Source organism: Bacillus sp. YC2, assembly GCF_019891195.1.
Lineage (GTDB): Bacteria > Bacillota > Bacilli > Bacillales > Bacillaceae > Bacillus.
Map to the genome: position 1 here is coordinate 47795 of NZ_JAHXDO010000001.1, position 19763 is coordinate 67557.

Annotated in this window: 21 protein-coding genes; 17 read left to right on the plus strand and 4 right to left on the minus strand. The window is 47.0% G+C overall.

Going from position 1 to position 19763, the window contains the following annotated elements; all coding sequences use genetic code 11:
• Positions 1 to 39: 39 nt before the first annotated feature.
• The gene (gene kapB, locus KY305_RS00245) at positions 40 to 426 is read left to right on the plus strand and encodes a kinase-associated lipoprotein KapB (protein ID WP_223060855.1); all 387 of its coding nucleotides are present in this window, start codon (positions 40 to 42) and stop codon (positions 424 to 426) included.
• Positions 427 to 450: 24 nt separating this feature from the next.
• On the opposite strand, the gene kapD is transcribed toward kapB, so the two are convergent.
• A complete protein-coding gene (gene kapD, locus KY305_RS00250; protein ID WP_223060856.1) occupies positions 451 to 1068 on the minus strand; it encodes a 3'-5' exonuclease KapD in 618 nt (205 codons plus the stop codon).
• 149 nt (positions 1069 to 1217) lie between these two features.
• Here kapD and KY305_RS00255 point away from each other — a divergent pair, with 149 nt between their 5' ends.
• The 3 genes from KY305_RS00255 to KY305_RS00265 all read left to right on the plus strand — a co-directional run bounded on the left by KY305_RS00255 (position 1218) and on the right by KY305_RS00265 (position 4861).
• A complete protein-coding gene (locus KY305_RS00255; RefSeq protein WP_223061590.1) occupies positions 1218 to 2462 on the plus strand; it encodes an MFS transporter in 1245 nt (414 codons plus the stop codon).
• Between the two features lie 90 nt (positions 2463 to 2552).
• The gene (locus KY305_RS00260; RefSeq protein WP_223060857.1) at positions 2553 to 4427 is read left to right on the plus strand and encodes a transglycosylase domain-containing protein; all 1875 of its coding nucleotides are present in this window, start codon (positions 2553 to 2555) and stop codon (positions 4425 to 4427) included.
• 20 nt (positions 4428 to 4447) lie between these two features.
• Entirely contained in the window at positions 4448 to 4861 is a 414-nt protein-coding gene (locus tag KY305_RS00265; protein ID WP_223060858.1) for a thiol-disulfide oxidoreductase DCC family protein, read from the plus strand.
• A gap of 16 nt (positions 4862 to 4877) precedes the next feature.
• Here KY305_RS00265 and KY305_RS00270 read toward each other — a convergent pair whose 3' ends face one another.
• On the minus strand, positions 4878 to 5435 hold the full coding sequence (locus tag KY305_RS00270) for a YufK family protein (protein WP_223060859.1): 558 nt from the start codon (positions 5433 to 5435) through the stop codon (positions 4878 to 4880).
• 174 nt (positions 5436 to 5609) lie between these two features.
• Between KY305_RS00270 and malK the strand changes: the two genes are divergently transcribed.
• The 6 genes from malK to KY305_RS00300 all read left to right on the plus strand — a co-directional run bounded on the left by malK (position 5610) and on the right by KY305_RS00300 (position 13046).
• Positions 5610 to 7211 carry a malate sensor histidine kinase MalK gene (gene malK / locus KY305_RS00275; protein ID WP_223060860.1) on the plus strand — a complete coding sequence of 534 codons (1602 nt, stop codon included), beginning with the start codon at positions 5610 to 5612 and terminating at the stop codon, positions 7209 to 7211.
• Complete coding sequence (locus KY305_RS00280) at positions 7204 to 7911, plus strand: response regulator (RefSeq protein WP_223061591.1); 708 nt, start codon at positions 7204 to 7206, stop codon at positions 7909 to 7911. The genes malK and KY305_RS00280 overlap by 8 nt, the downstream gene beginning before the upstream one ends.
• Positions 7912 to 8313: 402 nt before the next feature.
• The gene (locus KY305_RS00285) at positions 8314 to 9390 is read left to right on the plus strand and encodes a BMP family lipoprotein (protein WP_223060861.1); all 1077 of its coding nucleotides are present in this window, start codon (positions 8314 to 8316) and stop codon (positions 9388 to 9390) included.
• A gap of 123 nt (positions 9391 to 9513) precedes the next feature.
• Entirely contained in the window at positions 9514 to 11043 is a 1530-nt protein-coding gene (locus KY305_RS00290; RefSeq protein WP_223060862.1) for an ABC transporter ATP-binding protein, read from the plus strand.
• Positions 11040 to 12086, plus strand: coding sequence for an ABC transporter permease (locus KY305_RS00295; RefSeq protein ID WP_223060863.1), 1047 nt, complete (start codon positions 11040 to 11042; stop codon positions 12084 to 12086). Before KY305_RS00290 ends, KY305_RS00295 begins: the two co-directional genes overlap by 4 nt.
• Positions 12087 to 13046: an ABC transporter permease gene (locus KY305_RS00300; RefSeq protein ID WP_223060864.1), complete on the plus strand. Its 960-nt coding sequence runs from the start codon at positions 12087 to 12089 to the stop codon at positions 13044 to 13046.
• 45 nt (positions 13047 to 13091) lie between these two features.
• Here the strand turns inward: KY305_RS00300 and KY305_RS00305 are convergent, their stop codons facing one another.
• Complete coding sequence (locus KY305_RS00305) at positions 13092 to 13310, minus strand: hypothetical protein (protein WP_223060865.1); 219 nt, start codon at positions 13308 to 13310, stop codon at positions 13092 to 13094.
• Positions 13311 to 13553: 243 nt separating this feature from the next.
• Here KY305_RS00305 and KY305_RS00310 point away from each other — a divergent pair, with 243 nt between their 5' ends.
• The 7 genes from KY305_RS00310 to mnhG are packed head-to-tail and all read left to right on the plus strand — an operon-like array spanning position 13554 to position 19323.
• Positions 13554 to 15956: a Na+/H+ antiporter subunit A gene (locus KY305_RS00310; RefSeq protein WP_223060866.1), complete on the plus strand. Its 2403-nt coding sequence runs from the start codon at positions 13554 to 13556 to the stop codon at positions 15954 to 15956.
• Positions 15953 to 16384, plus strand: a complete 432-nt coding sequence (locus KY305_RS00315) for a Na(+)/H(+) antiporter subunit B (protein WP_061522324.1) — start codon at positions 15953 to 15955, stop codon at positions 16382 to 16384. Before KY305_RS00310 ends, KY305_RS00315 begins: the two co-directional genes overlap by 4 nt.
• Entirely contained in the window at positions 16384 to 16725 is a 342-nt protein-coding gene (locus KY305_RS00320; RefSeq protein WP_061522323.1) for a Na(+)/H(+) antiporter subunit C, read from the plus strand. Before KY305_RS00315 ends, KY305_RS00320 begins: the two co-directional genes overlap by 1 nt.
• Complete coding sequence (locus KY305_RS00325) at positions 16718 to 18199, plus strand: Na+/H+ antiporter subunit D (protein ID WP_223060867.1); 1482 nt, start codon at positions 16718 to 16720, stop codon at positions 18197 to 18199. Before KY305_RS00320 ends, KY305_RS00325 begins: the two co-directional genes overlap by 8 nt.
• 5 nt (positions 18200 to 18204) lie before the next feature.
• On the plus strand, positions 18205 to 18681 hold the full coding sequence (locus KY305_RS00330) for a Na+/H+ antiporter subunit E (protein WP_223060868.1): 477 nt from the start codon (positions 18205 to 18207) through the stop codon (positions 18679 to 18681).
• Complete coding sequence (locus tag KY305_RS00335; RefSeq protein WP_214803495.1) at positions 18681 to 18965, plus strand: Na(+)/H(+) antiporter subunit F1; 285 nt, start codon at positions 18681 to 18683, stop codon at positions 18963 to 18965. Before KY305_RS00330 ends, KY305_RS00335 begins: the two co-directional genes overlap by 1 nt.
• Entirely contained in the window at positions 18949 to 19323 is a 375-nt protein-coding gene (mnhG, locus tag KY305_RS00340; RefSeq protein ID WP_223060869.1) for a monovalent cation/H(+) antiporter subunit G, read from the plus strand. Before KY305_RS00335 ends, mnhG begins: the two co-directional genes overlap by 17 nt.
• Before the next feature lie 39 nt (positions 19324 to 19362).
• On the opposite strand, the gene KY305_RS00345 is transcribed toward mnhG, so the two are convergent.
• A complete protein-coding gene (locus tag KY305_RS00345; protein ID WP_223060870.1) occupies positions 19363 to 19746 on the minus strand; it encodes a thioesterase, FlK family in 384 nt (127 codons plus the stop codon).
• Between the last annotated feature and the right edge of the window lie 17 nt (positions 19747 to 19763).

The window sequence follows — 19763 nt, forward strand, 5'->3', positions numbered from 1 at the left end:
TGCATTGATCTTTTATAGAATAATAGAGAGGTGAGGGCTATGCATTCGTTTGAAATCGGCACAATCGTAAAAGGATTTTACAAAACAGGAGCATACATAGGAGAAGTGACAGACGTCAGGCCTAATCACTATTTAGTGAAAATCAAAGCTGTACTGACGCATCCTGCTCAAGGAGATCTCCATCATCCGAAGCAGGCGGACGTTCCTTTTTTCCATGAAAGAAGAGCGCTCGCATTCGGTGAGCAGACAAACATACCGCATCAGATGGTCAAACCGTTTGACGGCGAGGTGCCGGATTATACCGTATCATTGAAGGAAGCGGCTGCCCGGCTGAAAGATCAGCTGACAAAAGACGATTCGGAGTGGGCGAAGCGTTCGCTTGCCAATCTGGCCGCACTGGAGAATGAATATTTCAAAAGACCGTAACCCAGTCAGCCTGATTGGGTTTTTTTATGTGGCCCGGCGAAACAGCTCAGTCAAATCAACACGATCGCCGATTGTCGGAGGCTTCGGCTTTTCAAGGTATTTTTTATCCCGTTCGACAAGCTTAAATAACTTGTATGTGGTCCGAGCGTCGTCCAGCGCTTTATGATGCGTGCCCGTTCCCTTATCGCCATACTCCTCGGCTGCTTTCCACAGGCCCGTCAGCGTCCTGTCGCCGAAAAAGTTTTTATATTCAAGGGACAAATCCCGAAGTTCGCCTTTAAACGGAAAGGGAATATGGTTAAACATGCAGTTTTGCTTCAGTACTTTCATATCCATATTGCCCCAGGTCACAATGGTACAATTTTTCTCAGGATCAAGCTCATTCAATTTGCGGATGAATTCCTCAAATGTAATCCCGCTGTCGACTTCCTTTTGGCTGATGTTTAAAAAGGTTTTGCATCGTTTCGTCAGCTTTGGAAATTTTTTCGGTTTAATATAACTTGAAAACGTTTCAGCCACTTCATCATTTACCGTTTTGACAATACCCGCCTCAATAATTTCCGGGAAGAAATTTTGCGGGCTGTATTTGCCGTCCGGCATTGTAAATTCGAAATCAATAATAAGTAAACTGCGCTGATCCACTTTTTACACCTGCCTTTCCTCCGATCAAAAATGATATTTTATGATAGTATATCAATTTCTCTTCTGAAACTTTCTTCATTTTCTAAAAATAATGAATTTTCCTATATTAACATCGAAAATACAAATACCGCATTCTTTTCTATATACTTATTATTAGACACACGAAAAGTAAAGAAGGTGATGTTATTTCTATCCGTAAGAAAAACTTCGTCATCATTTGGCTCGCGAACTTTTTTGTTTCCGCCAGCACGACGATGATTGTTCCGTTTCTTTCTTTATATATTGAAACAATCAGCCCCCACTCCGGCGGGTATGTGCAGAGATGGAGCGGTTATGTGTTCGGCGTCACGTTTTTAATGGCATTTATCGTTTCCCCGTTTTGGGGGCGGTTCGGCGATAAACGCGGCTACAAAAAAATCCTCCTGATTACCGGCACCGGAATTGCAGTCAGCATTTTACTGATGGGGTTTGTGACCTCGGTTTATCAGCTGTTTTTCCTTCGAATGCTCATGGGCCTAGTGACCGGGTTTATTCCGACCTCGCTTGCTATGATTTCCGCGCAGACACCGAAACAGACTGCAGGGAAAACACTCGGCACCCTGCAGATGGGGCAGGTATCGGGAACTTTATTCGGGCCGCTTTTGGGCGGATTGCTCGCTGACAGCTTCGGCTTTACGTATACTTTTTTTATTACGTCATTTGTGATTTTTTCATCCGTGCTTCTCGTCTTATTCAAGGTAAACGAACAGCCGCTCGGCGAGAAAAAGGATAAGCAGAAAACATATTCACGAAAGCAGGTGCTTTCCTACATTTTTCACCAGCCCGCGCTTTTGGTGATGATGGTGCTGACCATGCTCGTGCAAACCGGCAATTTCAGCATCCAGCCGCTGCTCGCTTTATATGTAAATGAGCTGCACGGACCTGTGAATTTAGCCTTTTACTCCGGCATGGCGTTTTCAGCCACCGGTCTTGGAAGTTTATTGCTGGCGCGAAAATGGGGAGACTTGGGTGACCGCTTCGGCCACCGCCGTATTTTAATTGTGCTTTTGACGGCCGCGGCCGTGTTTTTCATTCCGCAGGCGCTTGCCTCCTCCCTTTCCATGCTTCTTGTGTTCAGGTTTCTCTTCGGCATGATGATGGGCGGCATGCTTCCTTGTATTACGGCAGCCATCCGCGTTCAGGCCCCCGGCAGCATTCAAGGAGAGGTTCTCGGCTACAATGTGAGCTTTCGTTTTCTCGGAAACGTGCTCGGCCCTCTGCTTGGCGGCGTCGTTTCCAGCAGTTTCTCCATATCGGCCGCCTTTTACGTCACGGCGTTTCTCTTTTTAGCGGGTGCCGGCCTTTTATGGCTGACGGAGCGAATGCAAAAGGAGTCAGCGGCAAATGCAGGCTGATCTCTTCGTAATTGAGGAATCTTCTAAATTTAACCTTCTCGTACACTCAAAAGAATGATACGATATGGCTAGAAATTAGGAGAAAAGAGAGTGACCATGGTACGTAAAATAATCGGATGGATTTTGCTGCTTGGCATTATCCCGTTGTTTGCATTTACAGTTATTGCTTCCGGCAAAGAGGTAAAAGAAATCAAGCCTTTGGATCAGGTGCTTGATAAACATATTGATTTAAAAGATATCAGCCTGGTTCAAAACAGTTACATGTATGACAGAGACGGAAGTCTTGTTTCTGAAATTGTCAGTGATCACGAGAACCGCGTCATCGTGCCCTTTCGAAACATCCCAAATGAGGTAAAACAGCTGTTTTTAACCTCTGAAGACCGCCATTTCTATGAGCACAAAGGGTTTGACTTTATGGGAATGGTCAGGGCTGCCGCGTCCAATTTCAAGGATCACAAAATTGACCAGGGCGCCAGCACCATCACCCAGCAGCTGGCAAGGAATGTGTATTTGAGCCATGAGCGCACCTTCAGCCGCAAACTGACGGAGCTTGCCTATTCCTATCAGCTGGAGAAGAAGTATAGCAAAGATGAGATTTTAGAAGGCTACTTAAATACGATTTATTTTAATAACGGAGTATACGGCGTCGGCTCGGCGGCCCAATTTTATTTCAGCAAGCCGCTGAAATCTCTCACTCTGGGAGAAATGGCTTTTATTTGCGCAATCCCTAATAACCCTACATTATATGATCCTCTCAAGCATTTTGACTACACGAAAAAACGACAAGTCCGCTTGCTTAACGGGTTAAAACATGCAGGGGTTATTTCCGGCAAACAGCTGAAAAAAGCCAAAAATGAACACATTACACTCGATATTAACGAAAAAACAAATAAATATCCGGACTATGTTTCCTATGTAAATGATGAATTCACACAGCTCGTCTCTTCATCTGAAGGCTATGATAAACGGCTGGCGAAAGCTTCCGGAAAAGCCAAACAAAAAATACAGAATGAGCTTTCTGCAAGAGTCAGCACGCTGTTAAAAGACGGAGTGAAGATTTATACGGCGCTTAATCCGTACATGCAAAATCAAGTCGTTGCGCAAATGAATCAAAATCTTCCATATGCAGGCGTACAGGGCGGAGCGGCCGTGATTAATCACCAAACGCACCAAATCATCGCCCTCTCCGGCGGTAAAGATTATCACAAATATGATTTCAACCGCGCTTATCAGGCCTACAGACAGCCGGGTTCATCGATTAAGCCGCTCCTTGATTACGGGCCTTACATTGAACAAACAGGCGCCACGGCGGGCAGCACGATTGACGCGAGCAAGTTCTGCAGCAAAGATTATTGCCCGCAAAACTACAACAACCGCACGTACGGCACGGTAAGCTTAGAAACGGCGTTTAAATACTCGTATAACACACCGGCCATCAGAATCATGGACCGCGTGGGCGTCAATAAGGCTTTCAGCTATCTTGAACCGTTTCATTTCGCTAAGCTTGTCAGCGCGGATTACCGTCTGCCGGCAGCGCTCGGCGGATTTACGAACGGCATGACGCCGCTCGAAATGACAAATGCGTACACGACATTCGGCAGCAACGGCAGCTATACGCCGAGTCACGCGATTACTAAAGTGACCGATTTAAAAGGAAAAACGATTTTGAAATGGAAAGACCGGCCAACGCAAATTTTCAGCGTGCGCACCAACATGCAGATCAAGAAAATGATGTCCGCCGTCGTCAAAAGCGGAACAGGGAAAAAAGCGAACTTTAAAGCCCCGTATGTCGGCGGAAAATCAGGTACATCAAATGATTATCACGATATGTGGTTCGTCGGTCTGACGGATTCATATACGATGGGGGTATGGGTCGGCAAGGATACGCCGTCAAGCGTTGAATATCTTCATGACGCCAGCCCGCAGCTTTCCATCTGGAAAAACACGCTGCAAGCAGCCTATTAAAAAAACGGAGGGGATCTGCCTTGAAACCAGCTCATCTTCCGAACCGCGTGCTTTTGTTTGACGGCGTCTGCAACCTATGCAATGGCGCCGTTCAATTCATTATTAAACGCGATCCGGACGGTCTGATCTCATTTGCTTCACTGCAATCAGATACCGCTCAGGAGCTTCTGGCATCACACGGACTTCCAACAGAGCATTTTGACAGCATGGTCTTTATAGAAAACGGGCAAATCTACAGGAAATCAGCAGCCGTATTAAAAGTCTCCCGCCATTTGCGCGGGGCCTGGCGGCTGTCAGCGGTTTTTTTCGCAGTGCCCCGTCCCCTCAGGGATATGGTGTATTCTATCATTGCCCGCAGCCGTTACAAATGGTTCGGAAAAAGGGAAGCATGCATGCTCCCCTCCCCTGACATCAAAAACAGATTTCTGTCTTAACGCAAAAATGGCTAGCTTACACAGGTAAGCTAGCCATTATGCTATTATAAAGCTTGATAAAGATGTACAAAATACCGATAACAAAGGTAAACCAAAACAAGATCTCCAGCAAGATAAATCCGATTAAAGAGACGACGGAGAGTGTTGCATAGATTCTATATACCATAAAAATCAAATACACAAGAGTGACGGCTGCAAAAAGCGCCGCAATCCAAAAAACATTTTGTACAAGCGCAAAGGAAAGAATTCCTCCGCCTACATAAATTAAAGAGCCTAATCTGATTTTTTTCAAATTATCCCCTTCAGGGTCATTTGTGAAAAACAAAAGAGACAGCTCTGTCACAGTGTTTGCAATCAGCTTTAAAGCGGAAAAAACCATAAAATACACAAGGGCGAACGCTGCGAAAAGCGCCAGTCTGATCCCTTTCTCAGAGAAATAATCAAGCATTCCCTGATACATGCCCAGCGTTTGAAGCAGCTTCATGGCATAAAGCGAAGTAGAAATGGATAATGACGAACTAAAAAGCAGAATCGCGACGAGAGGAAAATACCCCGTCCAATAAGTATTTTTCATATAAAAAGTCCCTTTCTGTAATCTACCTCACTTATTATGGAGGACTTAAAACACATTGACAAGATAAAATATTCCATTTTTCCTCACTTTTACGAAATAAGCGCACGATCTTCACAAACCGGCTTTTTCGGAGTAAAGTAGAACGCGGGAATGATAAACGTAAGGAAGGCTGTTATGAAAAAAACTTTAAAACTGCAAACCAGATTAACGATATTCGTCTGCATTGTCGTCCTCATTGCACTTTGTATCACTTTTTTCACCATCAGCGTCCAGACCGCAAACCGCGTGAAGGAAGAAGAACGAACGACCGCTTTAAGAACCGCGCAATTGGTTGCTGAAACACCCAGCGTCGCACGATCATTAGAGACAAAAAAAGGGCTTAAAGAACTGAAGAATTTCACATTAGACGTCCAGCATACGACAGGAACCGAATTTGTTGTCGTGATGGATATGAATCGCATTCGTCTCACCCACCCCAATCCGAATAAAATCGGAAAAAAATTCACGGGCGGAGATGAAGAGCCCGCGATCCGCGGACATGTCCATACAAGCACAGCGGCAGGAACTCTCGGCAAATCAATGAGAGCGTTCGTTCCGGTTTACGGGAAAGATAAAAAGCAGGTCGGGGTCGTTTCCGTCGGTATTTCTCTGAATAAAATACAAGAAGTTGTCAGTCAGAGTTTAAGACCGCTCTACTTCATTATCTGCGTCAGTATTTTTGTCGGCATCCTGGGAGCCGTTATTGTCGCACGCACCGTCAAAAACATTATGTACGGGCTGGAGCCTTATGAAATCGCCACCCTGCTTGAGGAACGGAGCGCTATGCTCGAATCGACAAAAGAAGGCATCCTGGCGGTTGACGCACATGGAAAAATTAAGCTTGCCAATGCCGAAGCAAAACGTTTGTTTATTAAAATGGGTATTCCGACTAATCCGGTCGATCAAGATGTGAACGATATTTTGCCGAAAAGCCGGCTGAAGCAGGTCATTGAAACGAAAAAACCGCTTCAGGACAGGGATATCCGCATTAACGGGCTTGAGCTGGTCTTTAATGAGGTTCCCATCCATCTTAAAGGACAAACTGTCGGAGCGATCGCCACCTTCAGAGACAAAACGGAGGTCAAGCATTTAGCAGAACAGCTTTCGGGTGTTAAAATGTATGCAAACGCCTTAAGGGCCCAGTCACACGAATTCATGAATAAGCTTCATGTCATTTTAGGCCTCGTGCAGTTAAAAGAATATGACGATCTCGGTACTTATATTAAAGACATCGCGATTCAGCAGAAGACAGAAACAAGCGAAATTATAAATGACGTCAAAAGTCCGGTTCTTGCAGGGTTTCTCTTAGGAAAACAAAGCTACATACGCGAACAGGGCGCCGATCTGGACATTCAGCTGAACGGTATTATACCGAATGCGGCAGATCCCGCCGTCATTCACGAGCTCATTACGATTATCGGAAATCTTTTAAACAACGCCCTTGACGCAGTGGCGCAAATGCCGAAGAAAAACATCACGTTTTCAATGCGGTTCCAAGAACGTCAGCTTGATATTGACATTACGGATACGGGTGCCGGAATGTCTGCTGAGGATCAAACCCGCATTTTCGAACAAGGTTATTCCACAAAAGGAATAAACCGGGGATTCGGTCTTTATTTTACCCAGCAAAGCGCAGAAAATTTAAAAGGCCATATGATTGTGACAAGTGAAAAGAATGAAGGAACTACTTTCAGTCTTCGCATTCCGTATGAACCGAAGGAGGAAAATGATGATTAATGTACTCATAGTTGAAGACGACCCTATGGTGGGTGAATTAAATAAACGCTATCTCAGCCAAATCGAAGGCTTCCAGCTGAAAGGCATCGCCTCATCCTTTCAAAGCGCGCTGCATGTTTTAGGCGAGCATCATATCGATCTGATACTTCTTGACATTTACATGCCGGGAAAAAACGGACTGGAGCTTTTGACTGAAATCCGCAAGCAGAACGAATCGGTTGATGTCATCGTCATTTCGGCGGCAAGCGAGCTTGATGTCATCAAAAAGACCCTTCGGTACGGCGCCGTCGATTATTTAATCAAGCCGTTTGAATTTGACCGCTTCCAGACCGCTCTTTCCGACTACAGACGGAAGCAAAAGGTGTATCAGTCACACAGAAGCATGACACAGAAGGAATTGGATGCAGAGCTGTTCCAAAAGAAAGAAGCGGCAGAAAAAGTTCATCTTCCGAAGGGATTGACAAAGAGCACGCTGAAACTCATTTGGGCAAGCATAGAATCATTCGGCGACAGCTCCTTTACCACTGAGGATCTCGCCAAACATACAGAGATATCCCAAGTGTCCATCCGAAAGTACCTGAAGTTTCTCGAGGATATTCAAGTGCTGAACGTAGAAATGGCCTACGGCACGATCGGCAGACCCGTTTTTCAATACAATATCAATACCGGCAATGTCAGCAGCATAAAGCAATATTTTTAATATCCAAAGCACTGTTCAAATAGGAACAGTGCTTTTTTACTGTCATATCGCGTGACAAAAGGCTTGAGATTCCCCTTTTATATGCTATATAAGAATAATGACTGATCTTCATCGCCTATTTTTTATCCAGCTGAGGAAGGCGGTTCATAAAATTGATATTTTTTTAAAAATAAGCAAATTTCTATTTATTTATGGCGGGTAAAATGATAAATTATGATTGGTTAGCTGATCTTTTCGGATAAGCCATAAGTCCCGAACCTTAATGAGAGCACTCGCGGCAGCGGGAAAAAGAGAAAAGTCTCATCATTATTATCAGAAAGTTTTTTCGATTCTGCATCCCGGTTCGGAGGCATAGGGCGGGCAGACTCAGCATCAGCCATATTTTACAGGGGGGTTATATCTTTGAAAAAACGCAAAATCGGAATGGCGATGGCGGTCATTGCGGCAGCCGGAACCATATTAAGCGCATGCGGCTCAAGCGACAAAGCAAACGGCTCAGGCGGTGACAAAACATTTACCGTCGGGATGGTTACTGACATCGGCGGCGTCGATGACAAATCATTTAACCAGTCGGCTTGGGAAGGCATTCAGGCGTTCGGAAAAGACAACGGACTTGAAAAAGGCAAAAGCGGTTATGACTACCTTCAATCAAAATCAGATGCAGATTATACAACGAACTTAAATAAATTAGCGCGCGAGCACTTTGACCTGATTTACGGCGTCGGCTACTTAATGCAAGATTCAATCGGCGAAATTGCTGATCAGCGCAAAGACACGAATTTTGCGATCATTGACGCCGTTGTCAAAAAAGACAACGTAGCGAGCCTTACCTTTAAAGAGCAGGAAGGTTCATTCCTCGTCGGAGTGGCGGCCGCTTTATCGAGCAAAACGGGAAAAGTCGGCTTTGTAGGCGGAATGGAGTCTGAATTAATCAAAAAATTTGAAATCGGCTTCCGCGCGGGTGTACAAGCTGCAAAGCCGAAAGCGACAGTCGAAGTGAAATACGCGGGAGGATTTGACAAAGCAGACGTCGGTAAGGCTACGGCTGAAAGCATGTACAAATCAGGCGTTGACGTGATTTATCACGCGGCCGGCGCAACGGGAACAGGCGTCTTCACTGAAGCGAAAAACCTTAAAAAAGAAGACCCTAAACGGAGCGTGTGGGTCATCGGAGTTGATAAAGACCAGTACGCGGAAGGCCAAGTCGAAGGAACAAAAGACAACGTCACTCTGACATCAATGGTTAAAAAGGTGGACACGGCCGTTGAAGACTTGACGAAAAAAGCAAGCAGCGGCAAATTCCCTGGCGGAAAAACGTTAACATACGGTTTGGATCAAGATGCTGTCGGCATCTCCGACCACAAGGAAAATCTGTCTGACGATGTCATCAAGGCAGTGAATGATTGGAAGAAAAAAATTACAGACGGGCTTAACATCCCTTCAACTGATAAAGAATTAAAAACCTTCAAAGCTGAGTAAGGATCAGGGGGGCTTGCCCCCTCTTTCTTAAAAGAGCGGTGAAGGAAAAGCTGCAGCTCTTGCAGCTTTTCTTTTGCCAGACTCTTTCTCACAAAGCATCTCTATAAAGGAGCGGTCAAATCGGTGGAATATATAATTGAAATGCTCAATATACGCAAAGAATTTCCCGGTATCGTCGCCAACGATAACATTACTCTCCAAGTGAAAAAAGGCGAAATTCACGCCCTGCTTGGCGAAAACGGCGCGGGTAAATCCACTCTCATGAATGTCCTGTTCGGCCTGTATCAGCCTGAAAAGGGCGAGATCCGCGTACGGGGCGAACGCGTTCACATTAACAGCCCGAACAAAGCCAATGACCTTGGCATCGGCATGGTGCATCAGCATTTTATGCTTGTTGACACCTTTACCGTCTCTGAAAATATTATTCTCGGCAAAGAACCGAAAAAGCTCGGCAGAATTGATAAACAGCGCGCCGCCCAAGACGTGCGTGAGATTTCCGACCGTTACGGGCTGCAAATTGATCCGGATGCCAAAGTCGCCGATATCTCTGTCGGCATGCAGCAGCGCGCTGAAATTTTAAAAACCCTCTATCGGGGCGCCGAGATTCTCATTTTTGACGAACCGACCGCGGTGCTGACTCCGCATGAAATTCAAGAACTCATTCAAATTATGAAAAACCTGGTCAATGAAGGGAAATCTATTATTCTCATCACCCACAAATTAAAAGAAATTATGGAAGTGTGCGACCGGGTGACCATCATCCGCAAAGGAAAAGGCATTCAGACGCTGGATGTGGCGAATACGGATAAAGATGAGCTGGCGAGCCTGATGGTCGGACGGGAGGTTTCATTTAAAACGGACAAAAAAGCGGCTGACCCGAAAAAAGAAGTACTCTCGCTTTCTCAAGTTACTGTCAAGGACACACGCGGGGTTGAAGCGGTCAAACAGCTGTCCCTCTCTGTCAGAGCCGGTGAAATTGTCGGCATCGCGGGCGTTGACGGAAACGGACAGTCTGAACTCATTGAAGCCATTACCGGCCTCAGAAAAACACATTCGGGCACGATCACGTTAAACGGCAAGCCTTTGCAAAACCTGCCGCCGCGAAAAGTCACCGAATCAGGCATCGGGCATATTCCCCAGGACCGCCATAAGCACGGGCTTGTTCTTGATTTTCCGATCGGTGAAAATATCGTGCTGCAAAGTTATTACCAAAAGCCCTACTCCTCTTTCGGCATATTAAACAACCATGCCATCTATGACAAAGCCCGCAGCCTGATTGAAGAATACGATGTCAGAACCCCTGATGAATTTACGCCTGCGCGGGCGCTGTCGGGAGGAAACCAGCAAAAGGCCATTATCGGCCGGGAAGTGGACAGAAACCCCGACCTTTTAATCGCAGCTCAGCCGACCCGGGGACTGGATGTCGGCGCGATTGAATTCGTCCACAAAAAGCTGATTGAGCAGCGGGACGCCGGCAAAGCGGTGCTGCTGCTATCGTTTGAGCTTGATGAAATTATGAATGTAAGCGACAGAATCGCCGTCATTTTTGAAGGCAGCATCATCGCAAACGTTAATCCGCTGGAAACAAACGAGCAGGAGCTCGGACTTTTAATGGCGGGAAGTAAGCAAAGGGAAGCGAGGAACACACAATGATTAATCGACTTTCTCATCTGGCTGTTCCGCTGATTGCGATCATTCTTGGTTTAGCGGCGGGAGCCGTCATCATGCTCGCCAGCGGCTACAATGTCATCAGCGGATATTCGGCTCTCTGGAACGGCATCTTCGGTGAAGTGTATTACATAGGAGAAACGGTCCGGCAGATTACGCCTTATATTTTGTCCGGTTTGGCGGTGGCGTTCGCCTTTCGGACGGGTCTGTTCAATATCGGTGTTGAAGGACAGCTGCTTGTCGGCTGGACCGCCGCCGTTTGGGTCGGCACTTCCTTTGACGCCCCGGCTTATGTCCACCTTCCGCTTGCTTTATTAGCAGCAGCCGCTGCGGGCGGGCTTTGGGGATTGATTCCCGGATTTTTAAAAGCACGGTTTTTTGTCCATGAAGTGATTGTCACCATCATGATGAATTATATCGCTCTTCATTTAACCAATTATCTCATATCCGATGTCATGACGGATCACCGGGACAAAACGGCCAAAATCCATGAAAGCGCCTCTCTCCGCTCGCCATTTTTAGAGCAGCTGACAGATTACTCCCGCCTTCACTGGGGCATTCTGATCGCTCTTTTTATGGCTGTCGTCATGTGGTTTATCATTCATAAGACAAGAAGCGGATTTGAATTCCGCGCAGTCGGCTTTAACCAGCATGCCGCACAGTACGCCGGGATGGGCGTCAGAAAAAATATGATGTACTCCATGCTGATTTCAGGCGCTTTCGCCGGACTTGCCGGTGCGATGGAAGGACTCGGCACCTTTCAATACGCAGCGGTTAAGGGCGCCTTTACCGGCGTCGGCTTCGACGGAATCGCGGTCGCCCTTCTCGGCGGCAATACAGCCATCGGCGTAGTGCTAGCGGCTTGTCTGCTTGGCGGCCTTAAAGTCGGCGCGTTAAATATGCCGATTGAATCAGGCGTGCCTTCAGAAGTAGTTGATATCGTGATTGCCATTATTATTTTATTTGTAGCATCAAGCTATGCCATCCGTCTCGTGCTTGATAAATTGAAGAAAAAGGGGGCGAAATAAGTGGACTTTCTGCAGATCTTATCCATAATTGTCCCGGCAACACTCGTATACGCTGCCCCGCTTATTTTAACCGCTCTCGGCGGCGTGTTTTCCGAGAGATCGGGCGTTGTCAACATCGGCTTAGAAGGACTGATGATTATCGGCGCCTTTACAAGTGTGCTGTTCAACTTATTTCTCGGACATCAGCTCGGGGCGGCGACACCGTGGCTCGCCTTAATTGCAGCGATGATTACGGGCGGTCTGTTCTCGCTGATTCACGCGGCCGCTGCCGTTTCCTTCCGTGCTGATCAGACTGTAACCGGTGTGGCCATTAATATGCTTGCATTAGGCGCAACGCTGTTTATCGTCAAGCTCATATACGGAAAAGCGCAGACGGATAAAATTCCCGAGCCCTTTTATAAAACAAATATTCCCGGTTTGAGTGACATTCCGGTGTTAGGAAAGATTTTCTTTTCTGACGTGTATTACACGTCAATCTTAGCTATTGTCCTGGCCTTTATTTCTTGGTTCATTTTATTCAAAACGCCGTTCGGGCTTCGCATCCGTTCGGTCGGGGAACACCCGATGGCAGCTGACACGATGGGTGTGAACGTGTTTAAAATGCGCTATATCGGCGTCATGATCAGCGGACTGTTCGGCGGTCTCGGCGGCGGTGTATATGCTTCCACCATTGCGCTCGATTTCACTCATTCCACCATTTCCGGCCAAGGCTTTATCGCGCTTGCCGCGCTTGTCTTCGGCAAATGGCATCCGATCGGCGCGCTCGGGGCGGCGCTGTTTTTCGGCTTTGCGCAAAGCCTGAGCATCATCGGTTCGCTTTTGCCCCTTTTCAAAGACATACCGAATGTGTATATGCTGATGGCTCCTTATATCTTAACCATTCTCGCGCTCGCCGGATTTATCGGCCGCGCAGATGCACCTAAAGCAAACGGCATCCCTTACATTAAGGGGAAACGCTGAAAAGCATCAGAAAAGAGTTCCGCGCTCCCTGCGCCGGAACTCTTTTTATCTTTTGACGATCCTCATATATTCCCGCGGCTGAAATGGCTCCCTCAACGATTCGGCTGCGCTTAATCTGTCATGCGCGTATTCCGAATCGAGAAAAAACCGCTCCCAGTTATCGGCTCCCATTTGATGCCGTCCTTTATGCAATCCATCCGCTATGAATGTTCCTGCGATGATGGAACAAAATAATCCTGTACATACCGTAGCTTTTCTTTTCATCTGATCAGCTCCTTATCTTCAGCTTGATCTGAAAGATAAATGGATATACAAAATCAAAAATGTTTGATAAATTTATTTTAAGTTCAAAAGACCACAAAATACAGAAAGGAATACATTATGCCGTAGCAGGGTAAAAAAAAGTGCGATATAATTTGTACTGGGTCCTATGACCTTGAATTTATTTTTATTCAATCTTACATAAAGCAGTTGCTTGATGAAAAAACAAGCGAAGGAGGTCTTCTGTTGCAGCTGTTACATTTAGCGATTTTGGCGCCTTTTTTATTTGCATGTATTGTTCCCTTTCTCTGGAAATGGGTAAAAAACATTCATACGGGCTGGTTTGTGCTGGTTTTGCCCGTCTTGCTGTTCATTTACTTTATCAGCATGCTCCGTATGACGATGGCGGGAGAAACGGTCCGGTCCGTGGCTGAATGGATCCCGTCACTCGGCATTAACTTTACCGTTTATATTGACGGTCTCGGTCTGTTATTCGCTTTATTGATTACGGGTATCGGCTCTTTAGTTACGCTGTACAGCATTTATTATTTATCTAAAGAGAAGGAAAAGCTCGGCCCCTTTTATGTTTACTTGCTAATGTTTATGGGCGCGATGCTCGGCGTTGTGCTCGTTGATAACATCATTGTGCTTTATATGTTCTGGGAGCTGACAAGCCTGTCATCTTTCTTATTAATCGGGTATTGGTATAAACGGGAGAAATCACGCTACGGCGCGGTGAAATCGCTTTTGATCACCGTAGGCGGGGGGCTTTGCATGCTCGGAGGCTTTATCCTCCTGTACCTTATCACGGACTCATTCAGTATCAGGGAAATGGTCAATCAGGTGCATCTAATCGCCGGCCATCCGTTCTTTATCCCGGCGATGATTCTCCTGTTATTAGGGGCATTTACGAAGTCGGCGCAGTTTCCGTTTTACATTTGGCTGCCTGACGCGATGGAGGCGCCAACTCCTGTCAGCGCCTATCTTCATTCCGCCACAATGGTGAAGGCCGGCATTTATCTCATTGCCCGGTTCAGTCCGATTTTTGCGTTTTCACCTGTGTGGTTTTGGACGGTTGCTTCCGTGGGCCTTATCACGATGGTATGGGCATCATTCCAGGCAGTCAGACAAACTGATTTAAAATCGATTTTAGCTTTTTCCACAGTCAGCCAGCTCGGAATGATTGTATCCATGCTCGGAGTCGGAGCCGCCGCTCTCCATTACCAGCATTCGGAATATTTTACGGCGGCTGTGATGGCGGCTGTGTTTCACTTAATTAACCATGCCACTTTTAAAGGAAGTTTATTTATGGCGGTCGGTATTATTGATCATGAGACAGGAACGAGAGATATCCGCAGGCTTGGCGGGCTGATGGCGGTCATGCCGATTACGTTCACCGTCTCCCTGATCGGCACGTTTTCCATGGCTGGCCTTCCTCCTTTTAACGGCTTTTTGAGCAAGGAAATGTTCTTTACAAGTATGCTGCGGATTGCCCATGCAGATATTTTTCACCTTGATACGTGGGGAGTGCTGTTCCCCGTCCTTGCGTGGGTCGGCAGCGTGTTTACTTTCATCTACAGCATGAAGCTGTTCTTTAGGACATTCAGAGGAACCGCGAAGCCTGATCAGCTCGAAAAGGCGCCGCACGAAGCTCCTCTCGGCATGCTGATTTCGCCTGTCATCCTTGCAGCTTGTGCGGTCAGCCTGTTTTTCGTACCGAACGTTTTGTCCTACAGCCTGATTGAACCGGCGATGAATTCCATTTACCCGGCTCTGTTAACCGGCGGGAACACATTCCATGTCCACATTTCGCAGTGGCACGGGGTGACGGCAGAGGTGCTGATGACGCTCGGCATTATCATTGCCGGCACGGTCGGCTATGTGACGTTATCTAAATGGGAACGCATTTATCACCTGTTTCCGAAAAAACTGACGCTGAACCGCCTTTACGACAGCATAACGGGCAGCATGGAAAAAAGGTCTTATCAGCTGACGTCATCTTATATGACCGGTTTTTTAAGAGACTATCTGCTGTATATCTTTGCCGCTTTTATTATACTCATCGGATCAGCGCTTGCGCTGAAAGGCGGATTTTCATTTACAACGAAAGACATGGCGGAGATCGGGCCGTATGAAGTCGTCTTATCACTTGTCATGGTAAGCGCGACCGCGGCAACCGTCTTCGCCAAGTCACGGCTGACGGCGATTATCTCACTCGGTGTCGTCGGCTACACGCTGGCACTGTTTTTCGTCATCTTCAGAGCGCCCGATCTGGCGCTGACGCAGCTTGTCATTGAGACGATATCCGTCGCTCTGTTTCTTCTTTGTTTCTATCACCTGCCGAAGATGAAGCGGAAAAAGAAGACAAGAACATTCCGAATGACGAATTTCGTGATTTCGCTCGGCGTGGGCATCATTGTCACACTGCTCGGAATCGCGTCTTCAAGCGAAAAAACAAAGGACAGCATCGCTTCCTTTTTTACCGCGTACAGCCACAAGCTGGGCGGAGGCAATAACATCGTCAATGTCATCCTGGTGGATTTCAGGGGCTTTGATACGATGTTTGAAATTACGGTGCTGACGATTGCCGCTCTCGGGATTTACAGTATGATCAGAACGAAAGTCAAAGAGGAGGGAGAAGAGCGTTGAGAGAGCATAAAACGAATGACATCATCATGCAGACAGTAACCAAGCTGGTATCCTTTATCATTCTGCTTTTCTCTTTCTATTTATTTTTATCCGGGCATAACGCACCCGGCGGAGGATTTGTCGGCGGATTGATTACGTCTTCTGCCATTGTGCTTTTGCTTTTAGCTTTTGATTTAAAGACGGTTCAATCTATTTTACCTGTTAATTTTATATATGTAGCGGGCGCGGGTCTCTTGATCGCGATTGCAACGGGAGCCGGATCGTTCCTTTTCGGAGCGCCTTTTCTGAGCCATACATTCGGCCACTTTCAGCTCCCCCTGCTCGGAAAAACGGAGCTGGCGACGGCCACTTTGTTTGATCTGGGCGTGTATCTCGTCGTCGTCGGCGTTACAATGACCATTATTCAAACGATTGGAGAGGAAGAATAATGGAAATCTTAATGTCTGTCATCGCAGGTATTTTGTTTATGGCCGCGACCTATTTGCTGCTTTCTAAAAGTCTTTTGCGCGTCATTATCGGAACCGCTCTTTTAAGCCACGGCGTGCATTTGCTGCTTTTGACGATGGGCGGCCTGAAAAAAGGCGCCCCTCCCATTTTAGGCGGGAAAAGCACGTCATTTGTCGATCCGCTGCCGCAAGCTCTGATACTGACGGCGATCGTCATTTCATTCGGCGTCACTTCCTTCCTGCTCGTCATGGCGTTTCGCGCCTACCAGGAATTGAAGTCGGATGATATGGATCAAATGAGGGGAAATGATCAACATGAATAATTTTGTGGTACTGCCTATCCTGCTGCCCCTTCTGGCCGCAGTTCTCTTAATATTTATGAACAGGAACGTCATGCTGATGCGGATATTCAGCACCGCCGTCTCCGCTGCTTCCATCGTGATCAGCGCACTCCTCGTTCAAACCGTCTTTACAGGCGGGGTTCAGACCTTGACGCTTGGCGGCTGGAAAGCGCCGTACGGCATTGTGCTGGCTGCAGACCAGCTGGCAAGCCTGCTGGTTCTGACAACCGCTGTCATCGGATTGCTCGTTATCCTCTATTCCTTCCGCTCCATCGGGGAAAAACGGGAGCGCGCATTCTATTATTCAGCCGTGCAATTTCTTCTCGCCGGCGTGAGCGGTGCGTTTTTAACGGGTGATTTGTTTAATATGTACGTCTTTTTTGAGCTTCTGCTTATCGCGTCCTACATGCTGATCGTTCTGGGCGGGGCGAAGATTCAATTAAGAGAATCATTGAAATATATCGTGTTTAACATTGTGTCATCCGCGTTTTTTGTCATCGGCGTCGGTTACTTATATGCCGTGACGGGAACGCTGAATATGGCCGACTTAAGCGTAAGAATAAGCGAGTCAGGCCAGACGGGGCTGATCACGGTCATCGGCGTGCTGTTTCTCGTCGTATTCGGTTTAAAGGGCGGGATCTTCCCTCTGTACTTCTGGATGCCGGGTTCTTATTACGCGCCGCCGACGGCGATTTCAGCCTTGTTCGGGTCTCTTTTGACGAAAGTCGGGCTGTATGCAATCTTAAGGGTATTTACGCTGATCTTTATTCACGATATAGGCTTTACCCATCAGCTGATGATGTGGCTTGCGATGCTGACGGTTTTATTCGGCGTAATCGGGTCCATCGCCTATGCCGATGTCATGAAAATCGTCATCTACAATATTATTACAGCCGTCGGCGTCATCTTATTCGGAATCGCCATGAACACTCCCGCCTCCATTCAAGGAGCGATTTATTATCTGATTCACGATATGCTGATTAAAGGGGCTTTGTTTATGCTTGCAGGAACGCTCATCGCTTTGACGGGCACGGCCAGCCTGCATAAAATGGGCGGTCTGATCACCCGCTACCCGGTTTTGGGCTGGATGTTTTTTATCTCCGGCATCTCTCTGGCCGGCATTCCGCCGTTCAGCGGTTTTGTGGGCAAGCTGAAGATTGCAGAAGGCGGGTTTGACCGTGGGGAAATGCTGTTTTCCGTATTGATTCTGCTGTCAAGCCTGCTTGTTCTGTATTCAGTGCTGAAGATTTTTATTACGGCTTTTTGGGGGGAAGAAAAGGAAACACCTGCCGGGGGCAAACGTTCCGCAAAAGGGCTCCTTTATCCGGCAGCTGTTTTCCTCCTTCTGTCGCTTTTGTTCGGCCTCGGAACCGAATGGGTGTCACCGTATGTCAATCAGGCGGCTGAGACTCTGCTGAATCCGGAAAAATACATTGAAGCTGTTTTGAAGGAGTAGATGGCATGGCTTTTCAACTATTATTAAATGTTCTTCTCGCTGTTTGCTGGATGTTTCTTACAAACAGTCTCAGTGCCGCGGGATTCATCACGGGATTTATTGCGGGATTGGCGGCGCTCTTTTTTTTCAGGCGTTTCTTCTCGCGCCCGTTTTATGTTTGGAAAATATGGAATATCATCAAACTGTTTCTTATCTTTATGAAGGAATTATATTTAGCCAATGTCAGTGTGCTGCAAACGATTATGTCGCCGAAACTGAATATACGTCCGGGAATCTTTGCGTTTAAGACGGAGTTGACGGCGGACTGGGAGATTACCCTGCTCTCGCTGTTAATTACCTTAACGCCCGGGACGCTTGTCATGGACATTTCCGATGACCGGTCGATTCTTTATATACACGCTATGGACATTGACGATGCGGAAAAAGCGATTCATGACATCCGTGTCTCTTTTGAAAAAGCCATTCAGGAGGTGAGCCGCTGATGTTTACGTTCATTCTTCAATTATCGCTCGGCATTATGGCGGTTTCGACCTTGCTGTATGTCATTCGTGTCATTAAAGGACCGACAGTACCGGATCGGGTCGTCGCTCTTGATGCGATCGGCATTAATCTGATTGCCATGACAGCGCTCGTGTCCATCTTATTGAAAACGACGGCCTTTTTGGACATTATCCTGCTGCTCGGCATTTTATCGTTTATCGGGACAATTGCTTTTGCTAAATTTTTAGAGAAAGGAGAGATTATCGAAAATGATCGAGATCGTTAAATGGGCGGTCGCCCTCTTTATCCTGATGGGATCGCTGATCTGTCTTGTCGCCTCTTTCGGCACGCTTCGGCTTCCTGATGTGTTTACACGCGCCCACGCGTCTTCAAAAGGCTCAACTCTCGGCGTCAATATGATATTGCTCGGCGTCTTATGTTATCTGTGGATGCTGACCGGAGAAATATCCGCAAAAATTCTGCTCGGGATCATCTTTATCCTGCTGACAGCGCCGGTCGGGGCTCATCTCATTTGCAGGGCTGCGTATAATTCGGGGGTTTCGCTTGATAAAAGAAGCGTTCAGGACGATTATAAAGGGATCAGAAACTTTGTGATTAAACGAAAAGAGGATTCATATTTGTAAAAACAAACAGCCGGACGCATCAGGATTCCGGCTGTTTTCTTATTTCGTTATGACAGCCAGCGTACAGCGGGAAACACAGATCAGCATTTCTTTTTCATCATAAATCTTAATCTCGTAAACAATGGTTGCTCTGCCGGTATGAATCGGTTCCGCGATTGCTGTGACCGTGCCGCCTTCTTTGACGGATTTTAGATGGTTCGCGTTAATCTCAAGCCCGACGCACGCCTGAGACGATTGGTCGATAAAATGCTGTGCACCGACGCTTGCCGCAGTCTCCGCCAACGCGGCTGAAGCTCCTCCGTGCAGGTAACCGAAAGGCTGCACCGTCCTCTTATCCACCGGCATAATCGCCACGCATCTCTCCGCCGTGTTTTCGGTAATCTCAATACCGAGCGCTTCAAGCAATGTATTTTTTAAGTTCATTTGTCTTTCTCCCTTCA

Excerpts from the sequence above, each read along its gene's own strand:
- kapB (WP_223060855.1), top strand. The coding sequence starts at position 40 with ATGCATTCGTTTGAAATCGGCACAATCGTAAAAGGATTTTACAAAACA.
- KY305_RS00270 (WP_223060859.1), bottom strand. The coding sequence starts at position 5,435 with ATGAAAAATACTTATTGGACGGGGTATTTTCCTCTCGTCGCGATTCTG.
- malK (WP_223060860.1), top strand. The coding sequence starts at position 5,610 with ATGAAAAAAACTTTAAAACTGCAAACCAGATTAACGATATTCGTCTGC.
- KY305_RS00280 (WP_223061591.1), top strand. The coding sequence starts at position 7,204 with ATGATTAATGTACTCATAGTTGAAGACGACCCTATGGTGGGTGAATTA.
- KY305_RS00295 (WP_223060863.1), top strand. The coding sequence starts at position 11,040 with ATGATTAATCGACTTTCTCATCTGGCTGTTCCGCTGATTGCGATCATT.
- KY305_RS00305 (WP_223060865.1), bottom strand. The coding sequence starts at position 13,310 with ATGAAAAGAAAAGCTACGGTATGTACAGGATTATTTTGTTCCATCATC.
- KY305_RS00320 (WP_061522323.1), top strand. The coding sequence starts at position 16,384 with ATGGAAATCTTAATGTCTGTCATCGCAGGTATTTTGTTTATGGCCGCG.
- KY305_RS00325 (WP_223060867.1), top strand. The coding sequence starts at position 16,718 with ATGAATAATTTTGTGGTACTGCCTATCCTGCTGCCCCTTCTGGCCGCA.
- KY305_RS00330 (WP_223060868.1), top strand. The coding sequence starts at position 18,205 with ATGGCTTTTCAACTATTATTAAATGTTCTTCTCGCTGTTTGCTGGATG.
- KY305_RS00335 (WP_214803495.1), top strand. The coding sequence starts at position 18,681 with ATGTTTACGTTCATTCTTCAATTATCGCTCGGCATTATGGCGGTTTCG.
- mnhG (WP_223060869.1), top strand. The coding sequence starts at position 18,949 with ATGATCGAGATCGTTAAATGGGCGGTCGCCCTCTTTATCCTGATGGGA.
- KY305_RS00345 (WP_223060870.1), bottom strand. The coding sequence starts at position 19,746 with ATGAACTTAAAAAATACATTGCTTGAAGCGCTCGGTATTGAGATTACC.